The organism is Bacillus cereus group sp. BfR-BA-01331, from assembly GCF_022663915.1.
Lineage (GTDB): Bacteria > Bacillota > Bacilli > Bacillales > Bacillaceae_G > Bacillus_A > Bacillus_A mycoides.
In genome coordinates this window covers 89,384-110,625 of sequence record NZ_JAKUGJ010000013.1, presented here as the reverse complement: position 1 = coordinate 110,625, position 21,242 = coordinate 89,384, and the positions used below count along the sequence as shown (strand labels likewise).

Genomic DNA, 21,242 nt, shown 5'->3' with positions numbered 1-21,242 from the left:
ATAGTTACGTCTTCTTTTTATATGGTTCTATTAGCTACAAAATAATATCATTTAAATAAATCTTCTATTATATTAGCAGGGGATAGTGATAGAAAAGTGTGTTCCTTTTCCTAGTTCACTTTCTATCTCTATATCTCCGTTTAATTCTTTAATAATACTGTAAGCAATCATAGTACCAAGCCCAGTGCCTTTTTCTGTTGTTGAATAAAATGGCAAGGCAATACGTTTTATTTGTTGGGAAGACATTCCTATTCCTGTATCAATAATATCAATTACAATATTACCTTTTATTTTTTGTATATTTATTTGTAATACGCCACCATTTTTCATAGCCTCAATTCCATTTTGTATGATGTTGGTTAGACATATTTTTAATTTTTCAGTATTAGCATTTATGTAAAGGGAATCTGTTGTAATATGCTGTTTTATTTCAACATTATATGAAAGAGCGAGTGGTGAAATATTATCTTTCACTTGATTTAATATGTAATTAATATCTAGTTCCTCTTTTATAATGTTTTGTGGTTTGGTTAAAGATAAATAGTTATTAATAGTAGATTGTATTTGCTGCATTTCAAGTAACATAATTTCTAAGTACTTATCTTGAGACATCTTAGCACTCTCATCTTCATTTAGTAATTGAGTGAATCCACGTACCGTGGTCAGTGGATTATGAATTTCATGCGCAATCGATGCAGCTAGTTCGCTAGCTATATAAAATTTTTCTGCTCTTTGCATTCTTTCTTTTATTTTATATTTCTCGATCATTCCTTCTATTAAATAAACTGATAATAATACTGTGAAAATATTTATGATTATATAATTGAATAAAAATTCAATGAGAGTAGAGTCAATTTTACCACCTGTATTTATTTGCGTTACAATACCGCAGATAGAAAGGGAAGTTGTACATATCAAAATAAGTAGAATACTTAATAATATCTTCTTTTCCTTGAAATAAGTAGGTGACAAGTAACGAAACATGATTGTAATAACAGAAATAACAGTAAAGATAATAAATGATGGGAAGACTCCGCTTCCACCTAAGTAAAATCTATAAGAAAGATATAAAACTCCAATACAAAAAATGCTCTTTGTATTTCCATATAGAAAAACTAATATAATGGGAATAAAACGTAAATCATAAATGAACCCAGCGTGTAAATGAAAAGGAAAAGTCATACAAAAAATAATTGCAATGGAGGAAAGTACAGAAATTAATATATTATTACATGCCATTTTTTCTTTATGTTCTAGCCAAAATACTTGGTAACTAAGGATACAAATAATAATAATAAATGTATTTAATAATAGTGTAGGAATTCCCATAGTTTATACCTCTCTGAGAGTTTGTAAGTAGGATTATGTATGTGTTTAATCTAGGTGTTTGATTTTATTAGATTTTCTATCTTTAAAAAAGAAAAGGAAGGGCACTTGAAAAAGTGCTTTTTTACCATTTATATTAAAATCGATGAGGAAGATAGAATAAAAAGTTACTTTTACTTATGAACAAAAAAATTGAAAGTAGCCCTTGTATAGGTAAAAGATGAAGCAAATTACTGAAATAGTTACATTTCTCTGGAGTGAATATTCCGAAAAAACATTGTGTATGGCGAAATCCATTTTATAACCTTCGCCATATTAACATGCAACTTATTAAATTACAAAGAAAAAATTAAAAATTATTATTTTTTTGTTATTTTAATTTATTTAAAAACGTAAAAGTATTCAAGAGGTTACCATTGAGATGCTAGGGTACTTAGACCAATATTCGAACTTTGTAATAACGTTGTTACTTTTTTACTAATATTCTTAATACTAATTTTAGTATAATTAATCGATTGAAAGTTCCGATAATTATCTGCGTACCCCTTTTTTTATATCATTTTATATTAAATACAATGATATTTATTGTCACATAATAATGCAAATTTCCAGTAAACTAATAGAAAAAATCCTATAAAAACATAATTTACTATCTTTTATATAAACATTGCAGGTGTAAATGCAATAAAATTTCATTATTAATACATATATTCAATTTGAAAATATCTTTGTAGTGGTCCTTCATGCGAAGAATCGTTTCCGTACTCCAACTACCGTTATTCTAGTATTTTACCAAGTTTCTTATTTTGTTAAGGTATCCTAATATTGTTACTTTTGTGAAATGGAATGTTTTAATATTATAATTTATAGTGGTTGTTGAGAAAATAAATAATTTGTAAAAATAATATAATATTTGTAACTTTATGTCTTATAATATGAAATATCTTCGTTGTGATTATTTTAAATATTTGAATAATACATCGGGTTCATTTTATCTAGGGAGGTTTTAAAATTGGGGAGAAGAGTTGTTAAAAGAGTTTTTGCATTATTATCAGTACTAGCATTATTCTTTAATGTGTTTCTACCGAAGGCAAATGCGGAGGTTATGACGCATGAAAAGTATTCAATGAACTGGAGTTATAGCGACAGTTTAGGTAAGTACATTCGAACTGAAATTATTAAAAATTCAAGCGGTCAAATTGCTTATTGTTTAACCCTTGGCTTAAAATCACCAAATGGTGAAGATCTTCCTGAAATGGGGAAAACAGATAATGTAGTATATAGGGTTCTATTAAATGGTTTCCCACAAAAAAGTATAGAACAACTGGGAGTAGCTAATAAGAATGAAGCACATTATGCAACTCAGCTTGCGGTTTGGAATGCATTAGGTCAACTTGATGTAAATGAATTAAAGCATGAAAATAAAAATGTTGAAAAAGCGGCTAAGACAATTATTAATGCTGCAAATACAAGTGAAGATACTCAAGATATTTTTATGAATGTGATCCCTGCTGAAAAGCAAAAGGCAGAATTAAAGGGTGAGTTTTTTGAAACAAACCTATACACAGTACAAACAAATGCTAAGAGTGGTTCTTATAAAGTAGTAGCGAAAAATGCACCTAATGGAGTTAAAATTGTTAGTGAAAATGGAGAAGTGAAAGATCAGCTTTCACTTGGGGAAAAATTCCGTATCCAAATTCCTAAAGATACAAAAACGGGTGAATTTAATCTAAGTGTTGCTGCAAATGTAACTAAAGTTCAAGCAATTGCTTATCGCGGTACTGATACTGTTCAGAATGCTACAGTGCTACTAGAAAGAAATGAGGAAAAGCTTAGTAGTGACCTTGCAGTAAATTGGGAAGCTGCTGGTTCTTTAAAAATTAAAAAGGTTGGGGAAAATGGAGAAATATTAGCTGGTGCAGTATTTGAAGTCTTTAATGCAAATAATGAATCAGTTGGAAAAATCACGACGGGTGCTGATGGTACTGCAGAATTAAATAACCTACCAATTGGTACCTACACAGTAAAAGAAATTAAAGCACCAACAGGTTATGTTTCAGGTGATAAACCACAAACTATTGAAGTTAAGACAGGGGAAATAGGAGCTGTTCAAGTAGTAAACAACAAAGTAAAAGGTAACATCGAAATAAAAAAACTTAGTGATTCAGGTAAGATGTTACCTAATGTTGAATTCACGGTCTTTACTGAAGATGGAAAAGAAGTGAAAAAAGTAGTAACAAAAGAAAATGGAATTGCAAATGTTGATGGTCTTACGTATGGTAAATATTATTTCTTAGAGACAAAAACACCTAATGGATATATTGGAAATAACACAAAGTATCCTTTTGAAATTAAAGAGCACAATAAAACACTTACTTTTACAGTGGAAAATACAGAAGTGAAAGGTAGTGTGAAATTACTAAAAATAGATAATGAAGATATCAGTAAAAAATTAGAAGGTGCAGTATTCGAGCTAAAAGATGCAAGCGGGAAAGTAATTGGGGAATATAAGACAGATAAAAATGGTGAAGTTAACGTCAAAGATTTAGCGTATGGTAAATATTCATTTGTAGAAAAGGCTTCTCCAAATGGTTACGTTCTTATTACAGAACCAATTGTGTTCGAAATAAAGGAACACGGAAAAATTATTGAGCTATTAGCAGTTAATCATCTTATCAAAGGTGATCTAGAAATTACAAAAGTTGATGTAGCTGATGGAAACAATAAGCTTCCGAATGCAGAGTTTACTATTTATAATGAAGCAGGAAAAGAAGTAGTTAAAGGGAAAACAGACGATAAAGGTATCGCGAAGTTTGAAAAGTTACCATTTGGAAAATACACATATAAAGAAACTGTTGCACCAAAAGGTTATGTATTGAATGAAGAAATATTCTCTTTTGAGATCAAAGAGAATGGTCAAATAATTAAACATATTGTCAAAGATGAAAAGATTCCATCAGTAAAAACAACAGCTACTGATAAAACCGATGGTACAAAAGAAATGCACACTTCTAAGTCTGTAACAATCCAAGATAAAGTGGAATACAAAGACCTACAAGTAGGTAAAGAGTACACTTTAAAAGGTAAATTAATGGATAAAGAGACTAATAAACTATTAGTTGTAAATGGTAAAGAAGTAACTGCTGAAACTAAGTTTACACCAAAAGAAGCAAATGGTTCTATTACACTAGATTTCACTTTTGATGCAAATGGTTTAGAAGAAAAAGAAGTAGTAGTATTCGAAGAGTTACTGAAAGACGGAAAAGTTGTTACTACACATGCTGATATCAATGATAAAGGTCAAACAGTTAAGTTCGTTAAGCCATCAGTAAAAACAACTGCTACAAACAAAGCTGATGATGGAAAAGAGATTCATTCAAAGGATTCTATCACTATTCAAGATAAAGTAGAGTATACTAACTTAGTTGTAGGTAAAGAGTACACTGTAAAAGGTAAATTAATGAACAAAGCTATTAACAAACCATTATTAATTGATGGTAAAGAAATAACAGCAGAGACTAAGTTCATTGCAAAAGAAAAGAATGGTTTTGTAACATTAGACTTTACTTTCGTTGGTGCTGAACAGCAAGGAAGAGAAGTAGTTGTGTTTGAAGACTTATTGCATGAAGGTCAAGTAATTGCAACTCACGCTGACATTAACGATGTAGGTCAAACAGTTCGATTTGTAGAGCCTTCCATTAAAACGACAGCTACAAACAAAGCTGATGGTTCTAAAGAGTTAGACGCTTCTAAATCTGTAACAATCCAAGATAAAGTGGAATACAAAGACTTAATCGTGGGTAAAGAGTACGTTGTAAAAGGCAAACTAATGGATAAAGCAACAAACAAACCATTATTAGTTGATGGTAAAGAAGTAACAGTAGAATCTAAGTTTACTGCTAAAGAGAAAAATGGTTCTATCACACTAGATTTCACATTTAATGCTTCTGCATTACAAGGTAAAGAAGTGGTAGTATTTGAAGAATTGTATCAAGATAATGTCTTGGTTGCTATTCATGTTGACATCGAAGATAAGGGTCAAACGGTGAAATTTAAAGAGGTAAAACCGGAACAACCAAAACCAGAACAGCCGAATCAAGATAAAAATACTCCAACATCAGAGCAACCTAAAGAGCAAGTAAAAGAGCAACCACAACCTAAGAAAGAAATTCAATCTAAAATTGGATGGTTACCGCAAACAGGCGCTGACCTTACAAGCTGGATCTCTATGGCTGCAGGTGCATTACTGTTAATTGTTGGTGGAGTGATTTTCCTAAAACGTAAAAATGCATAAAAATTAAAAAATAAGCACATCTGTTTTTTTACAAGATGTGCTTATTTTTATGTTAATAATTTAGTCCTAGTTACAGTATTTTAATCTATTTGCTTATTTTTGAGTTGTTGTAATAATTCCCTGTTTTCTTTTCCTTAGCTTCCAAAGTGTCAGCTTCTAAATTCACTGTGAGACAAAATCCCTTAGCTATTTCAAAAGGTCTCATAGAGAACTGGGGGATATAATGCTCTTTTTTTACAAACTGTGTTTTTTCTGCCGTGATAAAGCAACAAATCCTTTCCTGCTATCATTATAGAGATAATTTTATCAAAAAAAGAGAGCGTTATCTCTTCAATTTAGATAAATGGGACACAAAGTAGTATGGTGTGACAGAAGTGGCTTTGGCCTTACTGAAATGTTAAAGGGAATTTTCATTCATATAGATTGTTTTAAAAAAGGTGCGAAGTCAATTCTATGACTTTGCATTTTCATATTTCACTTGAACTTTGTTTAAGTGCGTTTATCTACTCATTGTTACGCGTGAATTGCGTTTAAAATAGATACTTTATTCGTAGTAAATAATACATAATTTTGTTTTACTGTTTTGATTAAAATGCGGTCCGTTGTCCCATATGCTGTTCCAATACGAATTGCACTAGGATCTTCAACACCCGCATAGGTAGCATCTTCGGTAACCTCGATTACATCACGTAATGGAATCGTGACCTCCGCAAATTGCCATGAAATAATTAACTCTTCTTTTGTTTTTTTGACATCAATACCTAGCATTATACCAAGACCTTTCTATAATAGAATGCTACACTTCTTATCTTATTATACAAATTTTTAGGTTGTTTTTCTACATGTATGAATAGAGCTGATATTTTAAGGGTTCCAAAAGAAAGGGAAGATATACTATCAATCTATTAAGGAATACGTTATGAAGAAAAGTTCACAGGGAATTAATATGGATTTGATATGGTTGAAGTATGATGAATGAGTAACAGTAGGAGTTGCAGGAAGGAAATGAATGATGAGACTTAAATTAGTAGGAACCTTAACTTGTATAGTAGTAATGCTAGGTATCTTTATCATTTACACCAATATATCTATTGGTAAAGAACCATATAAGACAAACCATGAAACTAGTGAAAACTCCATAAATAAAGAAAAAAATAGTAAGCAAAATGGGACTTCAAATAAGATAGCAAGTTCCTTTGCTAGTATACAGGCTGTAGTAAATAAGGAATATGGTTTACCCGAAGACTATATGCCAGAGGATTTAGTTGTACCAAATGTACCGTTCTCATTTAGTGGAACGGTAGAAAAGAGTCATCTTCGTAAAGAAGCAGCGGAAGCGTTAGAAAAACTATTCCTTTTAGCTAAGCAAGATGGGATCCAGTTGAATGCTGTTTCAGGATTTCGTTCCTATGAGTATCAAAAAGGTCTGTATGCCAACAATGTTAAAAAGAAAGGGCAAGAGCATACGGATCGCTTCTCTGCAAAGCCAGGGCATAGCGAACATCAAACAGGGTTAACGATGGATGTTTCTTCTAAAAGTGCGAACAATGAACTAGAGCTATCCTTTGCGAATACGAAGGAAGGAAAATGGCTGAAAGAAAACGCGCATCGTGCAGGGTTTATCATTCGTTATCCTAAGGGGAAGGAAAGTATTACGGGTTATGCATATGAACCTTGGCATATTCGCTATGTAGGAGATATTGCTGAAAATATATATAAGGAAAAACTGACTTTAGAAGAATATATGAATCTGTGAAAATAGAATTGAAGAGTTAAATTGTATTCATTGTTTATAAATGCTACTTTTTCTATTAAAAAGCCTAATTTCTCAATGTTTTGTAGAGAAATTAGGTTTTTTTCATCACTTCATTAGAGTTTTTTAGGCTTCGTTCGTTGGTATACTTCACACAATATTATAAAGGAAATAGAACTTACTGAAGATAACATATGAATGTTTTATAAATGTATCAAAAAAGTGAACAAAATCGTTATTTTGCACAACAAGATAGTCAGCGTAATGAAATAACTGCTTGTAAAAAAAGAAGCCCTATAGGAAATATTACAGGGCTTCACCAAGTTGAGTTATGTCGTATTCACAAGGGATTTTAACATGATATTTGTGTTGAATAAACTGGTAAATGTGTCCAAGTAATTTGGAGCTATTTTATAAAAAAAGAGAAGCGCTTAATCAGGACGCTCCTCTTAATGCCAATACACAATAACTATCCCATTATACTGTATAAGCGTAAAATATTTAACAATTACCTTCATGGTAAATATTTCATTTTGTCTTAGTACCTTTAAATCACGAAAAAAGGTTCCGCTGTTTCCAACAGAACCTTTCCTAAAATGGCAAAGAGTAACTCTTACCTTACTGTTTGTTTATATACTACAGGAGTTTTAATGAAAATCCAAGGCTCCTGATACTGAGAAATAAAGAAGAAACATTATAAAAAATTTTATCTTTTTCCATAAATAAAAGAGCAGCTAGCAAAAACTAACTGCTCAATACAAGGAGATACAGAGAAAACTAAATGGATTTTGGCATACAGCCTATCAACATTATGGACATAATATTGATTTTTATTCGAAGGAATTCATGTTTTACAAATCAGATTATGATAGTCGATATTCTCCATATTGACCAGAAAAGAACCAAGAATTCTAGTGAAATTCCAAGTGTTCTTTTCCTAGTTTTTTGAAATTCTTTTACTAAATAGCCAATAGCGCTAATTGCTAGAAGAATGAAAAGAATAAGTTCTAGTGTAACTGGCATTTGATCTACTCCTAATCCATTATTTTAATTTATTATATAACGATTATAAGATATTTTTTTGTGGTTAGTGGTGAGAAATTAAACAAAACCATCTCTTTACGAAAAAAGGTCCTGTTGTCTCCAACAGAACCTCTCCTAAAATGGCAAAGAGTAACTCTTACCTTACTCTTTGTTCATATACTACAGGAGTTTTAATGAAAATCCAAGGCTCCTTATATTGAGAAATAAAGAAGAATCATTCTAAAGAATCTTAGCTTTGTTATAAATATAAGAGCAGTTAGCAAAAACTAACTGCTCATCTCCAAGGGGGAACAAGGAGAAAAATCTAATGTCATCTATATTATTGACGGAATATTGAGTTTTACTCATAAAAAACTACGTTTAACTTAATGCATAACCCACAATCAAAGTTAGTGTTAAAAACACTGATAATAACAATGTTAGTAAGACTGTTGCTACACTCCTAAGCATCGCAATCCAATTATTCATCTTAGAAAATCCTATAATGCCAGCAAAAAAAGTTCCTATTGTTAAAACTAGTAATATAAATAAAGGGTGAATGTGTAATGAATCCGTGAAAAATTTGAATAATTCAAGTGGAATTTCAAAATATAAACGGAATAGTCCAACGCAAATCAAAGAGCATATAAAGGACCATAGATTGAGGTTATGTTTCATAGCTTTCTCCTATGTTATCAAAATAGTTTTACTCAATTTTAATGGGAAATAAAAGAAAAAGATAGAGGTTATAAATTAGAATCAAGTTTTTAACAAAATAATCCTTTGTGCGACACGTTTCCTCATAAGTGTGCAAACACGAAGTAGGAGGGTTATTAATTTGATAACAACAACTGTTTGACTGAAAGTAGGAATGAAAGCCGTCAGGTTGAGCTGAAACTACTTATCTAATACTCCTACATGCAAGGCGTGATAGTAGTCACAAATTGTATGAAGCTAGGTGAAGTCGGCTGAACAAAACCTAAGTGAGAAATCATATGGTAATGGATAGGTCGGGATGCTACAAAATATCTATGGTGAGAATGTCTAAAATAACGGACTGGCGAACTTGCGAATGTACGGGTCTAAATTATTAATACAATAGAAATTTGTATGTCGTCAACGATGACGTTATCTACCGAAAAGTAAGAGTAAAGGATACGAAATTCGGAACATCTAACGATGAGGGTGTAAAGATAACAGGCTTAAAGCAAGCACCTAAGGATATATGTATAGCTAAGTCAATCGGAACGTGGTAAGCAAGAAACTGTCACCAACGCCTACTAGCGGACAGATGCATATAAGGTTCTAACGAACCGAAATTGCTTCATTCTTGTGAAGGTGGGGACAAAGTACCGACGAAGCATGTAACGAATGTGGAGGGATAGTCCCTAGTCTTGTTCTTTGAAAACTAAATTAACTAGATGTAACTCACAGGATCGAGTAAGATGATGGGACTTTTCGTAAGAAAGGGGAAATAATACATCGGTGAGTACAACATTACGACATGCAGAATATTACGATATACAAAAAGTGTTCGATGATTTATACCAACGTAGTGAAAATAACGCTACTAAAGGTGTAAATCTATATAAATACATCATATCAAAAGAAAATATTCTATTGGCATATAGAAGTATAAAGGCTAACAGTGGTTCTAAAACTGAAGGAACAGATGGTATCACAATCGACCATTATAAAATGGAAGATGTAAATTCCTTCGTTGACGATATTAGAAAAACTCTCACAAATTACAAACCAAATACGGTACGTAGGGTAGAAATACCTAAACCTAATGGGAAGAAACGCCCATTAGGAATCCCTACAATGAGAGATAGATTGATTCAACAAATGTTCAAACAGGTTCTAGAACCAATATGCGAGGCAAAATTCCACAAGCATTCATATGGATTCAGACCTAACAGGTCAACACACCATGCAATGGCTAGGTGTCAATATCTGATAAACAGAGGAAGATTTAGTCACGTAGTAGACATTGATATACAAGGTTTCTTTGACAACGTGAACCATTCCAAGTTATTAAAACAACTATACAACATAGGCATAACTGATAAAAGGGTGCTGACAATTATCTCTAAAATGTTAAAAGCACCAATCAAAGGAAAAGGTATTCCTACAAAAGGAACTCCGCAAGGAGGAATCCTAAGCCCATTACTTAGTAATGTTGTATTAAACGATTTGGATTGGTGGATATCTAGGCAATGGGAGAATATTAAAACAAGAAGACCATACACAACAGCAACCAAAAATCCATTGCTGATAAAAACAAAATTGAAGAAAATGCATATCGTTAGATACGCAGATGATTTTAAAATATTTACTAACAATCATCAATCTGCAATCAAAATATTCCATGCAGTAGAAGGTTATCTTAAAAATCAATTAAACCTTAATATATCTAATGAAAAATCGACTATAACTAACCTAAAAAGAAAATCTTCCGATTTTCTGGGGTTCTCTATCAAATCTGTTAAAAAGCGCGAAAGATATGTGGCAAACACACATGTAAGCGAGAAAAAGAAAAAGGATATCCTTGAAAAAGCAAAGACAAGGATTAAAGCAATTCAAAAAAGCCCATCAGGGAAAACAGTACAGGACTATAACTCTTATGTGCTTGGTATAAAAAATTATTACAAAATTGCAACACATGTAACTATAGACTTTGCTGAAATAGCCTTTCGTCTCTCGAAAACTTTGTTTAATCGTCTAAAATCAATAGGGAAATATAAGATTCCTACCAATGCGAATGCATTATACAAAAGAACTCATAGGAACAATTATAGAACCTTTGAAATAGCAGGCAATCATGTATATCCACTAGCGGACATACAAACACGATTCCCTCAAAGTTTTAGTCAAGACATATGCAATTATACTAAGCAAGGAAGACAAAAACTCATCAAAATCCTAAAAGGTAACATTGCCAATGAAATGCAAAAGATGTTGCTATCCTCCAATAAAGGACAAAGCATGGAGTATACAGATAACAGAATATCCAGGTATTCCATGCAAAATGGTAAATGCGCTGTCATCGGAATCTTCTTAATAGCTGAAGATGTGCACTGTCACCATAAAATACCGAAAGGTATGGGAGGAACTGACGAGTTTAATAACCTGATTATTGTACATGAATTTGTCCACAGATTGATTCACGCTACAAATGACGAGACGATTAGAACATATATGAGAATTCTTCAATTGAACGATAAACAATTGAAGAAAATAAACAAACTCCGTAAAGCTTGTAATCTAGTTACTTTAGTATAAAAGGATAAGATGGGGCGCTGTATGCGATGAAAGTCGCACGTACAGTGCTAAGCGGGGGAAAAGATGGAGATAACTTCAAAGTCTTACCTATCGCAACTAATAGAAAGAGAGGAATAACAATGGGACTCGGAAACCGTGGGATGGCATTTGAAATGCTTATCAATCTAGCGAATGAAATGTATCATAGAAACAATTAAAGAAAAAGGCGCTTCTATTAAGTCGTTAAAAGACAATTGGCTTGATACTACAAGCGATAATCCATACAGCACTTTCCGACTCACTGTAATGGCTGGTGTTAATCAGTTAGAACGTGACCTAATTCGAATGCGGCAACGAGAAGGTATTGAACTAGCTAAAGAGCGTGGTGTTTATAAAGGGCGCCCTAAGAAGTACGATGATGATAATCCTAATATGGAACATGCTTTAGATCTGCTTGCAAACCGAAAGGAAAACAAGCTTACAGTAAAGAAGATATGTGAAGTTACAGGTGTAAGCCGCACGGTTCTTTATGAGAGAGCAAAAGAAAAGGGAGTTATGTAGATTTTAAAGCAGCGAATCCGCTGCTTTTTTATTTTATCAAATAAATTGTTTTTGAGTAGAAATGAAAATAGGGGTTTGCCTTAAACATTTATTATTAATCAAGAATATGAGTATAGAAACAGGTTTAAATTTTGTAATGGTGGAGGGGATTGTTGTGGACATAACTCAAAGTGTGGTAAGAATAGTGGTTAATGGGAAAGACCTTCCGTTCACTTCAGTTCAAACCTCTGCATGGAATCATGGACCTGTAAATGATTTAATCGTTTCGACGAATCAGAGAGTGAATGAGCTTTATCAATTCATGTGGTCACAAGTACCAGTTACGATCTCGGTGTATTTTCTTCAAGGGGCGGACTTAATGAGATTCGCTAGGATCGCTGGAATTAATGAACGTGTAACGGGAGAATATATATATCATTTCATTTGGGGATAAGAAGAATTCAAAGTAGCTTAACAGCTGCTTTTTTATTTTGCATAGAAAAAGGAACCATAATAGGCTCCTTAATTTGATTCAGAAGTTGTGTAGTTTTTCTTGATGATATCTTTTATGTTGATAATTAAGGATATAAGGAATCCAGCAGCTAGGATACCGTTTACCCAGTAATATGTATTCCCGGATGTGAATTTATTATAAAAGGAATCGATATTATAATACACTAAGCCTGCTGAAATGACGGTAGAGATTACTAATGTACCAAAACTTTTCATGACGCTGCCCTCCGATTCTGAAATTTTAGACTTTTAATACAATTATACATTTAAATAAAGAGGTTTACAAAGGAATTACCATAAGGAGGAGTTATAACGAGTTTCTTCCAATTGATGGTTTTTATTTTTGAAAAAATAACTATTTTATAAAAAATATTTTTTGACCCCCATAAAATTATTTGTTCCTTCGAATATATATAAGTAGAAGAAAACAGTAGAAGAAAAAGCTAAAATTACCAAAAATATAGCGAAGAGTTATTCAAAGATTGCAGCTAAAATAGAAAAGAGCAAGTGGTATTGCAAAAGAAAACAAGAAAGTAATACAAAATACAGACTTCACTTTAGTACAAGTGGAAAAAATAGTCATATAAAAAAATTGGCCTCGAAAAATATGAGCAATAGCAAGTAGACAAGCCCAAAGAAAAGTACTAAGAAAATGTGGTTAAATGGTCACTTGTTTAGTGGCCATTTTGCTATTTGAAGCAGAAGGAGGCAGGGAGATTACTAGTGTTGAGTTTAGTAATGAAAATCTTAAAAAAAACGAAAATAGAAGATATCGTATTTAACATACAAAACAACGGTGGAGATAAGGAAGCTTTTATCGTACAGTATCAGCCGTTTATTAGAAAATCAATATCGTCTGTCTGCCGCAGGTACATTACAGAGCAGGATGATGAATATAGCATTGGATTATTTGCATTTAACGAAGCAATTGAACAGTATTCATATAAAAAAGGAAAATCTTTTCTAGCGTTTGCTGATCTTCTTATAAAAAGAGATGTAATTGACTATATACGCAAGGAGTCTAAACATAATCTTGTCTTTTTAAAAGAAGATAAGCAAGAGGAAATGTTAGAAATGCAAGTGTCGCTTACGGAGTATATGAAAGAGATGGAAAATAGTAACCGTAAGGAGGAAATTCTTCATTTTCAAAGTGTACTAGCTGAGTTTAAAATCACATTTTCAGAGCTTACTAAGGAATCCCCTAAGCATCGTGATACGCGTGAGCACTTAATAGAAATTGTAAAGATTATTATAAAAGACGAGAAAATGATGGAAGAGCTGTTCCGAAAGAAAAAATTACCCCTTAAACATATTGAACCACGTGTTAGGGTAAGTCGTAAAACGTTGGAGCGACATCGAAAATACATTATTGCGATGTGTATTATCTTTGCAAACAAGTATACATATATTCTGGATTACATAAGAGGGGAAAAGCATGATGAATAAAGGAATTGTGATGGATATAAAAAAGCATAGCGTAGTTGTTTTAACTCCAAATGGAGAGTTTATTACATTTAAAAGAAAAGCGCACCCATACATGATAGGAGAGGAAATCTTGTTTAACAAACAAGAACAAAGAGCGCCTCGTTTTTCAATGCCACCTTTCTTAAAGCCGACAACAGTAATTGTTGCTGGTTTTCTATGCGTATTGCTGTTTTTCTACAATCAACCAGAAGAAAAAGTGTTTGCTTATGTCTCAGTTGATATAAATCCAAGTTTAGAGGCGAGCGTAACGGAAGATCTTCGTGTTATAGATTTGCGGGCTTGTAATGATGACGGAAGGCGTATTTTAAAAGAAATGAAAGGGTGGGAAAATAAGCATCTGCAAGATGTGATACGCACTATTATAAAGCAGAGTCAAGAGGATAAGTACTTAACGAATGATAAGCAAGTTATGCTAACAGCTGTTGCAAAGGACAAGTCGCTAGAACCACAGTTGGAAAAGGTTATGCAGGAATTAAAGAAAGAGTATGAGATAAAACATATTACAGTTGAATATCAAAGCAGTACGATGCAAATGCGAGAGGATGCCAAGAAAGCAGGGGTTGGAACGGGCGTTTATATAAAACAAGAGAATGAGAAGAAAAAATCGCTTACTCCACCTGCACCTCCGTCTAATCAAGAACAACAAAAGTCATCTTCTGATGCATCATCGGACGCATCTCCTGTAAATGAAGAAAGCAACGAGAAGAAAGAGCATATAGAACAAAAGCAATCTAATGAACAACAACCGAAGCAAATAAAAGAAAACAATGGGAATCAGCAAGAGAACAACGGAAGAGGATCACAAGGAAATAATGGAAATGGGCAAGGAAACAACGGAAGAGGGTCACAAGGAAATAATGGAAATGGGCAAGGAAACAACGGAAGAGAGTCACAAGGAAATAATGGAAATGGGCAAGGAAACAACGGAAGAGGGTCACAAGGGAATAATGGAAACCAGCAAGGGAACAACGGAAGAGAATCGCAAGGGAATAATGGAAATGGTCAAGGGAACAACGGAAGAGAATCGCAAGGGAATAATGGAAATGGTCAAGGGAACAAAGGAAGAGAATCGCAAGGGAATAATGGGAATGGTCAAGGGAACAAAGGAAGAGAATCGCAAGGGAATAATGGGAATCAGCAAGAGAACAACGGTAGAGGGTCTCAAGGGAATAATGGAAATCAGCAAGAGAACAACGGTAGAGGATCACAAGGGAATAATGGGAATTAGCAAGGGAACAATGGTAGAGGCTCTCAGTAAGGAAAGCTCCTACCACATAATATCGAGTGAAAGAAAAATCTATAGAATATTGAACAGAGGGATTCCTTCCATCTGAAGGGATTTCTTAATATTTTTTAAAATGACGGACATAAAATCGTATATCCTTTCGAATTATATATATGGATATCATTAATAGTTATATAAAAGGAGAGAAAAAATATGAAAGAAATGTATGAAGAAATCGCTGAAGTATTAAAGGTATTGGCACATCCTGTCCGTTTATCCTTAGTAAAAATAATGCTTGCAAAAGGTCCTATTAACGTAACGACAATGTATGAAACATTACAAATGCCTCAAAGTACAATTAGTCAACATTTATCTAAACTAAAAGCTACTAAAGTCGTTACAGGTACTCGGAAAGGATTAGAAATTTATTATGAAGTAACAGATAATCGTACAAAAGCGATATTATTAAGCTTGGCTTAAAGGGTAACTGTTTAGATTTCAAAATTAAGTAAGCAATTCAGCGACTATAATTTTCTTATTAACAGTAGTCGTATGTGTTGTTGTTTTTAATTTGTTTAATACATTTCTTTATTAGGGTCTTGCCGTATCACTATCAAGCTAAAGTTTAAATGGATTATAAAAATGAAAGTTTTCTTATTAGGGTCTTTTTGTTAGCTTGATAGTGATGTGCCATTCCCACTAGTATGTAAAGAATTTGGTAGTTTTTTTTAGTCATTTAATCTTTTGATCTGATGGTCTTTTCCCCATTCAAATAGTTCATCCATAATTTGCATTAAAGATTTTCCATGTTCGCTTATTGTGTACTCAACCTTTGGTGGTACTTCTTGATATACAGTACGATGGATAATCCCATCAGCCTCAAGTTGCCGAAGTTGCTGTGTGAGAACTTTTTGTGTAATGTTTGGAATTTCTCGTTTTATTTCATTTGTTCGCATTTTTCCATCCGCCAAAACACATAAAATATGAATTTTCCATTTTCCACCGATCACGTCGAGTGTCGTTGCGATTGGGCAATTATCATTTTGATTCATATAACACCTCCAAAGGTACTTTAAGGTTCCTATAGCACTTTAAAGTACGTACTTTTCAATTATATGTGACTCATTCATACTAATACTAAAGCGTTTGAATTATTTATAAGGGGGAAGAAAATATATGAAAACACTTGTAATTGTAGCACATCCTGATATTGAAAAGTCTCGAATTAATAAAAGATGGGTAGAAGAACTTGAGAAATATCCAGATGAAATAACGGTGCATGAATTATATAAAGTGGCACCAAATTGGGAATTTAATATTGAAGAAGAACAAAAGCTGTTAGTAGAGCACGACCGATATATATTCCAATTTCCACTCTACTGGTATAGCTCACCACCATTATTAAAAAAATGGTTCGATGATGTATTAACATATGGATTTGCCTACGGATCAAAAGGGGATAAAGTGAAGGGGAAAGAATTTGGTGTAGCTATTTCTATAGGTGGGTTAGAAAAAGACTATAAAAATAGCGGAATTACAATGGATGAATTAACGAAACCATTCCATGCTACGAGCTTATATACAGGAATGGAATTTATACCATCATTTTATTTATATGGTGCGGAATATGAAATCAGTGATGAAGAGATTGACAAAAGTGCACCTGAGTATGTGAAATATGTGATGAATAAGGAGTATTCTAATATATAAGGAGAAATAGCCATTTACTTGTTAAGTAGATGGCTATTTTTGTTTATCCCGCATTAACCGCCTGTAAGGTGTGGACTAATAATCAGTCGGGATGAACACCTCACATCGACTAAAGATTCACTTCATTTAAATTCACTAAGTTTAATCTTTAGTAAATTAATAGTTAATCTGGTAAAATAAAATCCTAACATATATAAAGGGGAGTTTTACTTGAGAACGATGCGACAATTATTACAAAAAAGAGCAATGCAGTCACCAAATTTGGAAGCGCTTATCGGTGGAGAGAAAAGGTATTCGTTTCAGCAGTATAATGAACGAGTAAATCAGCTTGCACATTATTTGTTACATACCGGTGTGAAAAGAGGGGATCGTATAGGAATTCTATGCGAAAATAATCATCCGTTTCCAAGCGTTATGATGGCAAGCTTAAAAATTGGAGCGATATTTATTCCGCTTAATCATCAGCTTACTGCTTATGAATTAGAATCGATTGTAAAAGAAGCGAGATTAAAAGTATTAGTTATTGATGATGAATTTAGTGAAGTTGTATTAAAGATTAATGGAGTTAAAGAAATTCCTTATGTAATTGAGACGACAAAAGAAGGGTTTGGCTTATTTGAATTAAAATTAAAGGAACAGCCAATAACAGAGCCGAATGTGGAAGTTCATGAAGATGATGATGCTATTTACTTATTTACTTCAGGAACGACTGGACAGGCAAAAGCATGTGTAATTGGTCATAAAAACTTACACCATTATTTTACTGAAATTGCGGGGCAAAGAGAAATTCCAGCAGGTGAACGCTTTTTATCAGTGCACCCATTGTTTCATATGAGTGGTGTGCTTTCTATTTTAAATTGTATTTATCATGGCGTTACGATGGTCTTTTTAGCTGATTCGAATCCTACTCTTATTTGGGATAAGATTGAAGAAGAGAAAATTACTACGATGCTTGCGTTCCCAGCTGTTTATAGTTACATGCTTGATGAATTAGATAAAAAAGAGCGCAACATTTCGGCATTTAAAGTAGCGCAAAGTGGTGGTACAAAAGTGCCAGAAACACTCATTCAAAAATATATGGAAAAAGGCATTTATATGGTGCAAGGTTATGGGAGTACAGAAGGTTGGGTAGTAACTTCTTGGCATCCAAATATGGGAAAAGAAAAAATGTCTTCTGTAGGGAAGACTCTGAAACATGTAGAGTTGAAAATTGTTCATCCAGAAACAGGTGATGAGCTAACAACAAATGAAGTTGGAGAAATTCATGTGAAAAGCCCGTACATGTTTAAAGGATATTGGAATAATGAAGAGGCAACAAAGAAGGTAGTAAAAGATAATTGGTTTAACATGGGTGATGCCGGTATGATAGATGATGATGGGTTTCTACATATTATGGGAAGATATAAAGACGTTATCGTACGCGGTGGTGACAACGTATATCCAGATCAAGTAGAAGATGTAATTCATGAAATAAATGGCGTTTTAGAAGTTGCAGTAGTTGGGATTCCAAATGACTTTTGGGGGGAGGTTCCAACAGCTTACATTGTAAAGGACATTCAAACGTCTTTAACAGAAGAAGAGATTATTCAGCATTGTAAAGAAAAACTAGCAAGCTATAAAATACCAGAAGTTGTATTTATGGACGAATTACCGAAAAACGCTTTAGGGAAAGTGTTGAAGAGGGAATTAAGGGATGTTTTTCTTGTAAAATAAAAGGTTATTAAATAATGAAGAATCCAGTTATGTAAAAAGCATAACTGGATTTTTGTTTATAAAAAACATAATGATTTACTAGATTTTGTATTTTGTGTAAGATAATAAAGAATATTCAATTAACAATTAAAGGAAGAGATATAAATGAAGCTGCCACTATTACAAGTAGAGACAGAGAGACTTATTATTCGTCCATTTCAAAAAGAGGATTATGAAAGTTGGTTAGATGGATTCAATAAGAGGTTACCATCTCAATATAAATACGATGATGGCTATCATGACATGTCGTCTTCAACGAAAGAATGGTTTACGGAATGGATAAGAGGATTTGATGAGGCGGCACGACGGGATGAAATGTATGTGCTAGGTATTTTTCAGAAAGAAGATGGCGCCAATATTGGAAAGCTAGAACTTATAAAAATTTTACGTATGGACTATCAATGGGCAATGATGGGCTACTCTATTCATAACCAACATTGGAAAAATGGATACGGAGTAGAAAGTGTAAAAGCTGCGCTGCCGTTATTTTTTAATGGCCTTCAATTTCATAGAATCGAATTACATATACATATCGATAATGAGCCATCCGTTCGTCTTGCAGAAAGAGCTGGTTTTTCATTTGAATGTATGAGGGAGGCATTTTCTATGGGGAATGGTAAGTGGGCAGATTTTCTTATTTATTATAAAAATAAGGAGACGGATATATGAGGGTACTTATTACAGGTGGAAATCGTGGATTAGGGTTACAGTTAGTGAAAGTGTTTCATGAAAATGGGCATATTGTTTATCCGTTAGCTAGAAGTGAGGTTGCGGTAACGCAATTGAAGAAAATGTTTAGTTCTAGATGTTTTCCTATATTAGCAGACTTATCGATTGATGAGAGTACGGAGCAAATTAAAAACCAGCTGGAGGAATATACAAAGTATATTGATCTAGTTATAAATAACGCTGGAATTACTGGTAAGGAAACCGAGATTTTACGTACAAATTCTGAAGAGTTAATGGAACTATTTAATGTTCATTGCTTAGGGGTTATTCGAGCTGTAAAAGGTACATATGTGGCTTTAACTAAGTCGAATCAACCAAGAATAATAAATGTGTCCTCTCGATTAGGTTCATTGCATAAAATGGCGAACAAAGATTTTCCACAAGGTAAGTTCTCATATTCATATCGAATTGCTAAAGCCGCACAAAATATGTTAACGCTCTGCTTACAACAAGAGTTTGAGAATAAAGGAATTGGTGTAAACGCAATTCACCCTGGAAAATTAAAGACTGACATTGGTGCCTTTGATGCGAATATGACTCCGGCTGAAGGAGCACAAAATATATATGATTGGGTAATGGATTCAAATGAGGATGTTTCGGGTAAGTTTATTGAGCCGGGTGTAGGAGAATTGAAGTGGTAAAGTACAATCTTACAAGTATTAACAATTGGAAAATTAGAAGAAGATTAGGGGACAAAGAAATGAAGACTATAAACGTATTTCATTACGACGCATTTACGAATAAACCAAATATGGGAAATCCAGCAGGTGTTGTACTAGAGGCGGATGGATTAACGGAAGAGGAAATGCAGCGTATTGCTGAAAAGGTTGGATTTAACGAAACAGCATTCGTTCTTTCTTCAGAAGTAGCAGATATAAGAATTCGCTATTTTACACCTGGGCATGAAAATGATTTATGTGGTCATGCGACAGTAGGGACAATATATGCACTTCATAAAAGAGGAATATTGGGAGGGAAACATAATTTAACGATTGAAACGAAGGCGGGGGTTTTACCAATACATATAGATGCGAATGAAAATGGGGAAACTTTTATTAAAATGAGACAAGCAATACCTAAGTTTCAAAGTTTTGCAGGTTCCAAAGAGGCATTAGCTTACAGTATGGGTCTTGAAGTAAATGATTTAGATGAAAAATTACCGATTGTATATGGAAGTACTGGTATTTGGACTTTAATTGTACCTATTAAAAAACTTGAAGCATGTGAAAGGATGAAACCTAATAATAGTGAATTTCCATCTGTATTAAAAGAAATGCCAAAGGTTGCTATTCATCCACTTTGCTTGGAAACATATGATGCAGAAGCAAAAATGCACGGTCGTCATTTCTCATCACCTTATTCTGGAACAATAGAAGATCCTGTGACAGGAACAGCTTCAGGTGTAATGGGAGCGTATTATGCGACGTATTTGGAGAAAGATTTTGACCATGAACTGGAGTTAATCGTTGAGCAAGGACAGGAAATAAATAAAGATGGTCGTGTAACGGTTTATGTAACGAAAGATGTAGAAAATGATAACTTACAAATTGATATTGCTGGAACAGCGGTGTATGTGAAAGAGTTTGAAATTTCAATATAAAAGAATGAAGCCCAGTATATAACCTGGA

Annotated in this window: 17 protein-coding genes and 2 pseudogenes; 14 read left to right on the top strand and 5 right to left on the bottom strand. The window is 33.3% G+C overall.

The features are described from left to right. Positions 1 to 72: 72 nt before the first annotated feature. A complete protein-coding gene (locus tag MR155_RS21090) occupies positions 73 to 1,329 on the bottom strand; it encodes an ATP-binding protein (RefSeq protein WP_061675657.1) in 1,257 nt (418 codons plus the stop codon). A 1,009-nt stretch (positions 1,330 to 2,338) separates the two neighbouring features. Here MR155_RS21090 and MR155_RS21085 point away from each other — a divergent pair. Further along, positions 2,339 to 5,620 carry a VaFE repeat-containing surface-anchored protein gene (locus tag MR155_RS21085; protein ID WP_242311002.1) on the top strand — a complete coding sequence of 1,094 codons (3,282 nt, stop codon included), beginning with the start codon at positions 2,339 to 2,341 and terminating at the stop codon, positions 5,618 to 5,620. 513 nt (positions 5,621 to 6,133) lie between these two features. Here MR155_RS21085 and MR155_RS21080 read toward each other — a convergent pair. Next, on the bottom strand, positions 6,134 to 6,388 hold the full coding sequence (locus MR155_RS21080) for a SunI/YnzG family protein (RefSeq protein ID WP_242311001.1): 255 nt from the start codon (positions 6,386 to 6,388) through the stop codon (positions 6,134 to 6,136). Positions 6,389 to 6,632: 244 nt separating this feature from the next. Between MR155_RS21080 and MR155_RS21075 the strand changes: the two genes are divergently transcribed. Beyond that, positions 6,633 to 7,376 (top strand): M15 family metallopeptidase, encoded by a 744-nt coding sequence (locus tag MR155_RS21075; RefSeq protein ID WP_033709884.1) that lies wholly within the window; start codon positions 6,633 to 6,635, stop codon positions 7,374 to 7,376. A 1,401-nt stretch (positions 7,377 to 8,777) separates the two neighbouring features. On the opposite strand, the gene MR155_RS21070 is transcribed toward MR155_RS21075, so the two are convergent. Beyond that, positions 8,778 to 9,074, bottom strand: a complete 297-nt coding sequence (locus MR155_RS21070; RefSeq protein WP_002142559.1) for a hypothetical protein — start codon at positions 9,072 to 9,074, stop codon at positions 8,778 to 8,780. A gap of 807 nt (positions 9,075 to 9,881) precedes the next feature. Between MR155_RS21070 and ltrA the strand changes: the two genes are divergently transcribed. The 4 genes and pseudogenes from ltrA to MR155_RS21050 all read left to right on the top strand — a co-directional run bounded on the left by ltrA (position 9,882) and on the right by MR155_RS21050 (position 12,654). Further along, positions 9,882 to 11,681 carry a group II intron reverse transcriptase/maturase gene (gene ltrA, locus MR155_RS21065; RefSeq protein WP_201052093.1) on the top strand — a complete coding sequence of 600 codons (1,800 nt, stop codon included), beginning with the start codon at positions 9,882 to 9,884 and terminating at the stop codon, positions 11,679 to 11,681. A gap of 119 nt (positions 11,682 to 11,800) precedes the next feature. Continuing rightward, positions 11,801 to 11,869 (top strand): annotated as a pseudogene (locus MR155_RS21060) (Holliday junction resolvase RecU); the annotation flags it as partial. Further along, positions 11,862 to 12,221 (top strand): annotated as a pseudogene (locus tag MR155_RS21055) (recombinase family protein); the annotation flags it as partial. The pseudogenes MR155_RS21060 and MR155_RS21055, both read left to right, overlap by 8 nt. Positions 12,222 to 12,282: 61 nt before the next feature. Continuing rightward, entirely contained in the window at positions 12,283 to 12,654 is a 372-nt protein-coding gene (locus MR155_RS21050; RefSeq protein WP_002084333.1) for a hypothetical protein, read from the top strand. A gap of 68 nt (positions 12,655 to 12,722) precedes the next feature. Here MR155_RS21050 and MR155_RS21045 read toward each other — a convergent pair whose 3' ends face one another. Continuing rightward, positions 12,723 to 12,929 (bottom strand): hypothetical protein, encoded by a 207-nt coding sequence (locus tag MR155_RS21045; RefSeq protein ID WP_000834521.1) that lies wholly within the window; start codon positions 12,927 to 12,929, stop codon positions 12,723 to 12,725. 507 nt (positions 12,930 to 13,436) lie between these two features. On the opposite strand from MR155_RS21045, the gene sigI reads away from it, so the two are divergent. The 3 genes from sigI (at position 13,437) to MR155_RS21030 (ending at position 15,903) form a co-directional block, all read left to right on the top strand. Continuing rightward, a complete protein-coding gene (sigI, locus tag MR155_RS21040) occupies positions 13,437 to 14,159 on the top strand; it encodes an RNA polymerase sigma factor SigI (RefSeq protein WP_219303193.1) in 723 nt (240 codons plus the stop codon). Beyond that, a complete protein-coding gene (locus MR155_RS21035; RefSeq protein ID WP_277958730.1) occupies positions 14,152 to 15,426 on the top strand; it encodes an anti-sigma factor domain-containing protein in 1,275 nt (424 codons plus the stop codon). The genes sigI and MR155_RS21035 overlap by 8 nt, the downstream gene beginning before the upstream one ends. A gap of 210 nt (positions 15,427 to 15,636) precedes the next feature. Continuing rightward, on the top strand, positions 15,637 to 15,903 hold the full coding sequence (locus MR155_RS21030) for an ArsR/SmtB family transcription factor (protein ID WP_242310999.1): 267 nt from the start codon (positions 15,637 to 15,639) through the stop codon (positions 15,901 to 15,903). A gap of 248 nt (positions 15,904 to 16,151) precedes the next feature. On the opposite strand, the gene MR155_RS21025 is transcribed toward MR155_RS21030, so the two are convergent. Beyond that, a complete protein-coding gene (locus MR155_RS21025) occupies positions 16,152 to 16,475 on the bottom strand; it encodes a winged helix-turn-helix transcriptional regulator (protein ID WP_012261317.1) in 324 nt (107 codons plus the stop codon). 124 nt (positions 16,476 to 16,599) lie between these two features. Here MR155_RS21025 and MR155_RS21020 point away from each other — a divergent pair, with 124 nt between their 5' ends. The 5 genes from MR155_RS21020 (at position 16,600) to MR155_RS21000 (ending at position 21,214) form a co-directional block, all read left to right on the top strand. Beyond that, positions 16,600 to 17,133 carry an NAD(P)H-dependent oxidoreductase gene (locus MR155_RS21020; RefSeq protein ID WP_242310998.1) on the top strand — a complete coding sequence of 178 codons (534 nt, stop codon included), beginning with the start codon at positions 16,600 to 16,602 and terminating at the stop codon, positions 17,131 to 17,133. Between the two features lie 210 nt (positions 17,134 to 17,343). Then, entirely contained in the window at positions 17,344 to 18,846 is a 1,503-nt protein-coding gene (locus MR155_RS21015; protein ID WP_242310997.1) for a class I adenylate-forming enzyme family protein, read from the top strand. Positions 18,847 to 18,990: 144 nt separating this feature from the next. Beyond that, the gene (locus MR155_RS21010; RefSeq protein ID WP_219303190.1) at positions 18,991 to 19,554 is read left to right on the top strand and encodes a GNAT family N-acetyltransferase; all 564 of its coding nucleotides are present in this window, start codon (positions 18,991 to 18,993) and stop codon (positions 19,552 to 19,554) included. Beyond that, the gene (locus MR155_RS21005) at positions 19,551 to 20,255 is read left to right on the top strand and encodes an SDR family NAD(P)-dependent oxidoreductase (RefSeq protein WP_242310996.1); all 705 of its coding nucleotides are present in this window, start codon (positions 19,551 to 19,553) and stop codon (positions 20,253 to 20,255) included. Before MR155_RS21010 ends, MR155_RS21005 begins: the two co-directional genes overlap by 4 nt. 59 nt (positions 20,256 to 20,314) lie before the next feature. Continuing rightward, positions 20,315 to 21,214 (top strand): PhzF family phenazine biosynthesis isomerase, encoded by a 900-nt coding sequence (locus MR155_RS21000; protein WP_242310995.1) that lies wholly within the window; start codon positions 20,315 to 20,317, stop codon positions 21,212 to 21,214. Positions 21,215 to 21,242 lie beyond the last annotated feature (28 nt).

Excerpts from the sequence above, each read along its gene's own strand:
- MR155_RS21090 (WP_061675657.1), bottom strand. The coding sequence starts at position 1,329 with ATGGGAATTCCTACACTATTATTAAATACATTTATTATTATTATTTGT.
- MR155_RS21080 (WP_242311001.1), bottom strand. The coding sequence starts at position 6,388 with ATGCTAGGTATTGATGTCAAAAAAACAAAAGAAGAGTTAATTATTTCA.
- MR155_RS21075 (WP_033709884.1), top strand. The coding sequence starts at position 6,633 with ATGAGACTTAAATTAGTAGGAACCTTAACTTGTATAGTAGTAATGCTA.
- MR155_RS21070 (WP_002142559.1), bottom strand. The coding sequence starts at position 9,074 with ATGAAACATAACCTCAATCTATGGTCCTTTATATGCTCTTTGATTTGC.
- MR155_RS21050 (WP_002084333.1), top strand. The coding sequence starts at position 12,283 with ATGAAAATAGGGGTTTGCCTTAAACATTTATTATTAATCAAGAATATG.
- MR155_RS21045 (WP_000834521.1), bottom strand. The coding sequence starts at position 12,929 with ATGAAAAGTTTTGGTACATTAGTAATCTCTACCGTCATTTCAGCAGGC.
- MR155_RS21035 (WP_277958730.1), top strand. The coding sequence starts at position 14,152 with ATGAATAAAGGAATTGTGATGGATATAAAAAAGCATAGCGTAGTTGTT.
- MR155_RS21030 (WP_242310999.1), top strand. The coding sequence starts at position 15,637 with ATGAAAGAAATGTATGAAGAAATCGCTGAAGTATTAAAGGTATTGGCA.
- MR155_RS21025 (WP_012261317.1), bottom strand. The coding sequence starts at position 16,475 with ATGAATCAAAATGATAATTGCCCAATCGCAACGACACTCGACGTGATC.
- MR155_RS21020 (WP_242310998.1), top strand. The coding sequence starts at position 16,600 with ATGAAAACACTTGTAATTGTAGCACATCCTGATATTGAAAAGTCTCGA.
- MR155_RS21010 (WP_219303190.1), top strand. The coding sequence starts at position 18,991 with ATGAAGCTGCCACTATTACAAGTAGAGACAGAGAGACTTATTATTCGT.
- MR155_RS21005 (WP_242310996.1), top strand. The coding sequence starts at position 19,551 with ATGAGGGTACTTATTACAGGTGGAAATCGTGGATTAGGGTTACAGTTA.
- MR155_RS21000 (WP_242310995.1), top strand. The coding sequence starts at position 20,315 with ATGAAGACTATAAACGTATTTCATTACGACGCATTTACGAATAAACCA.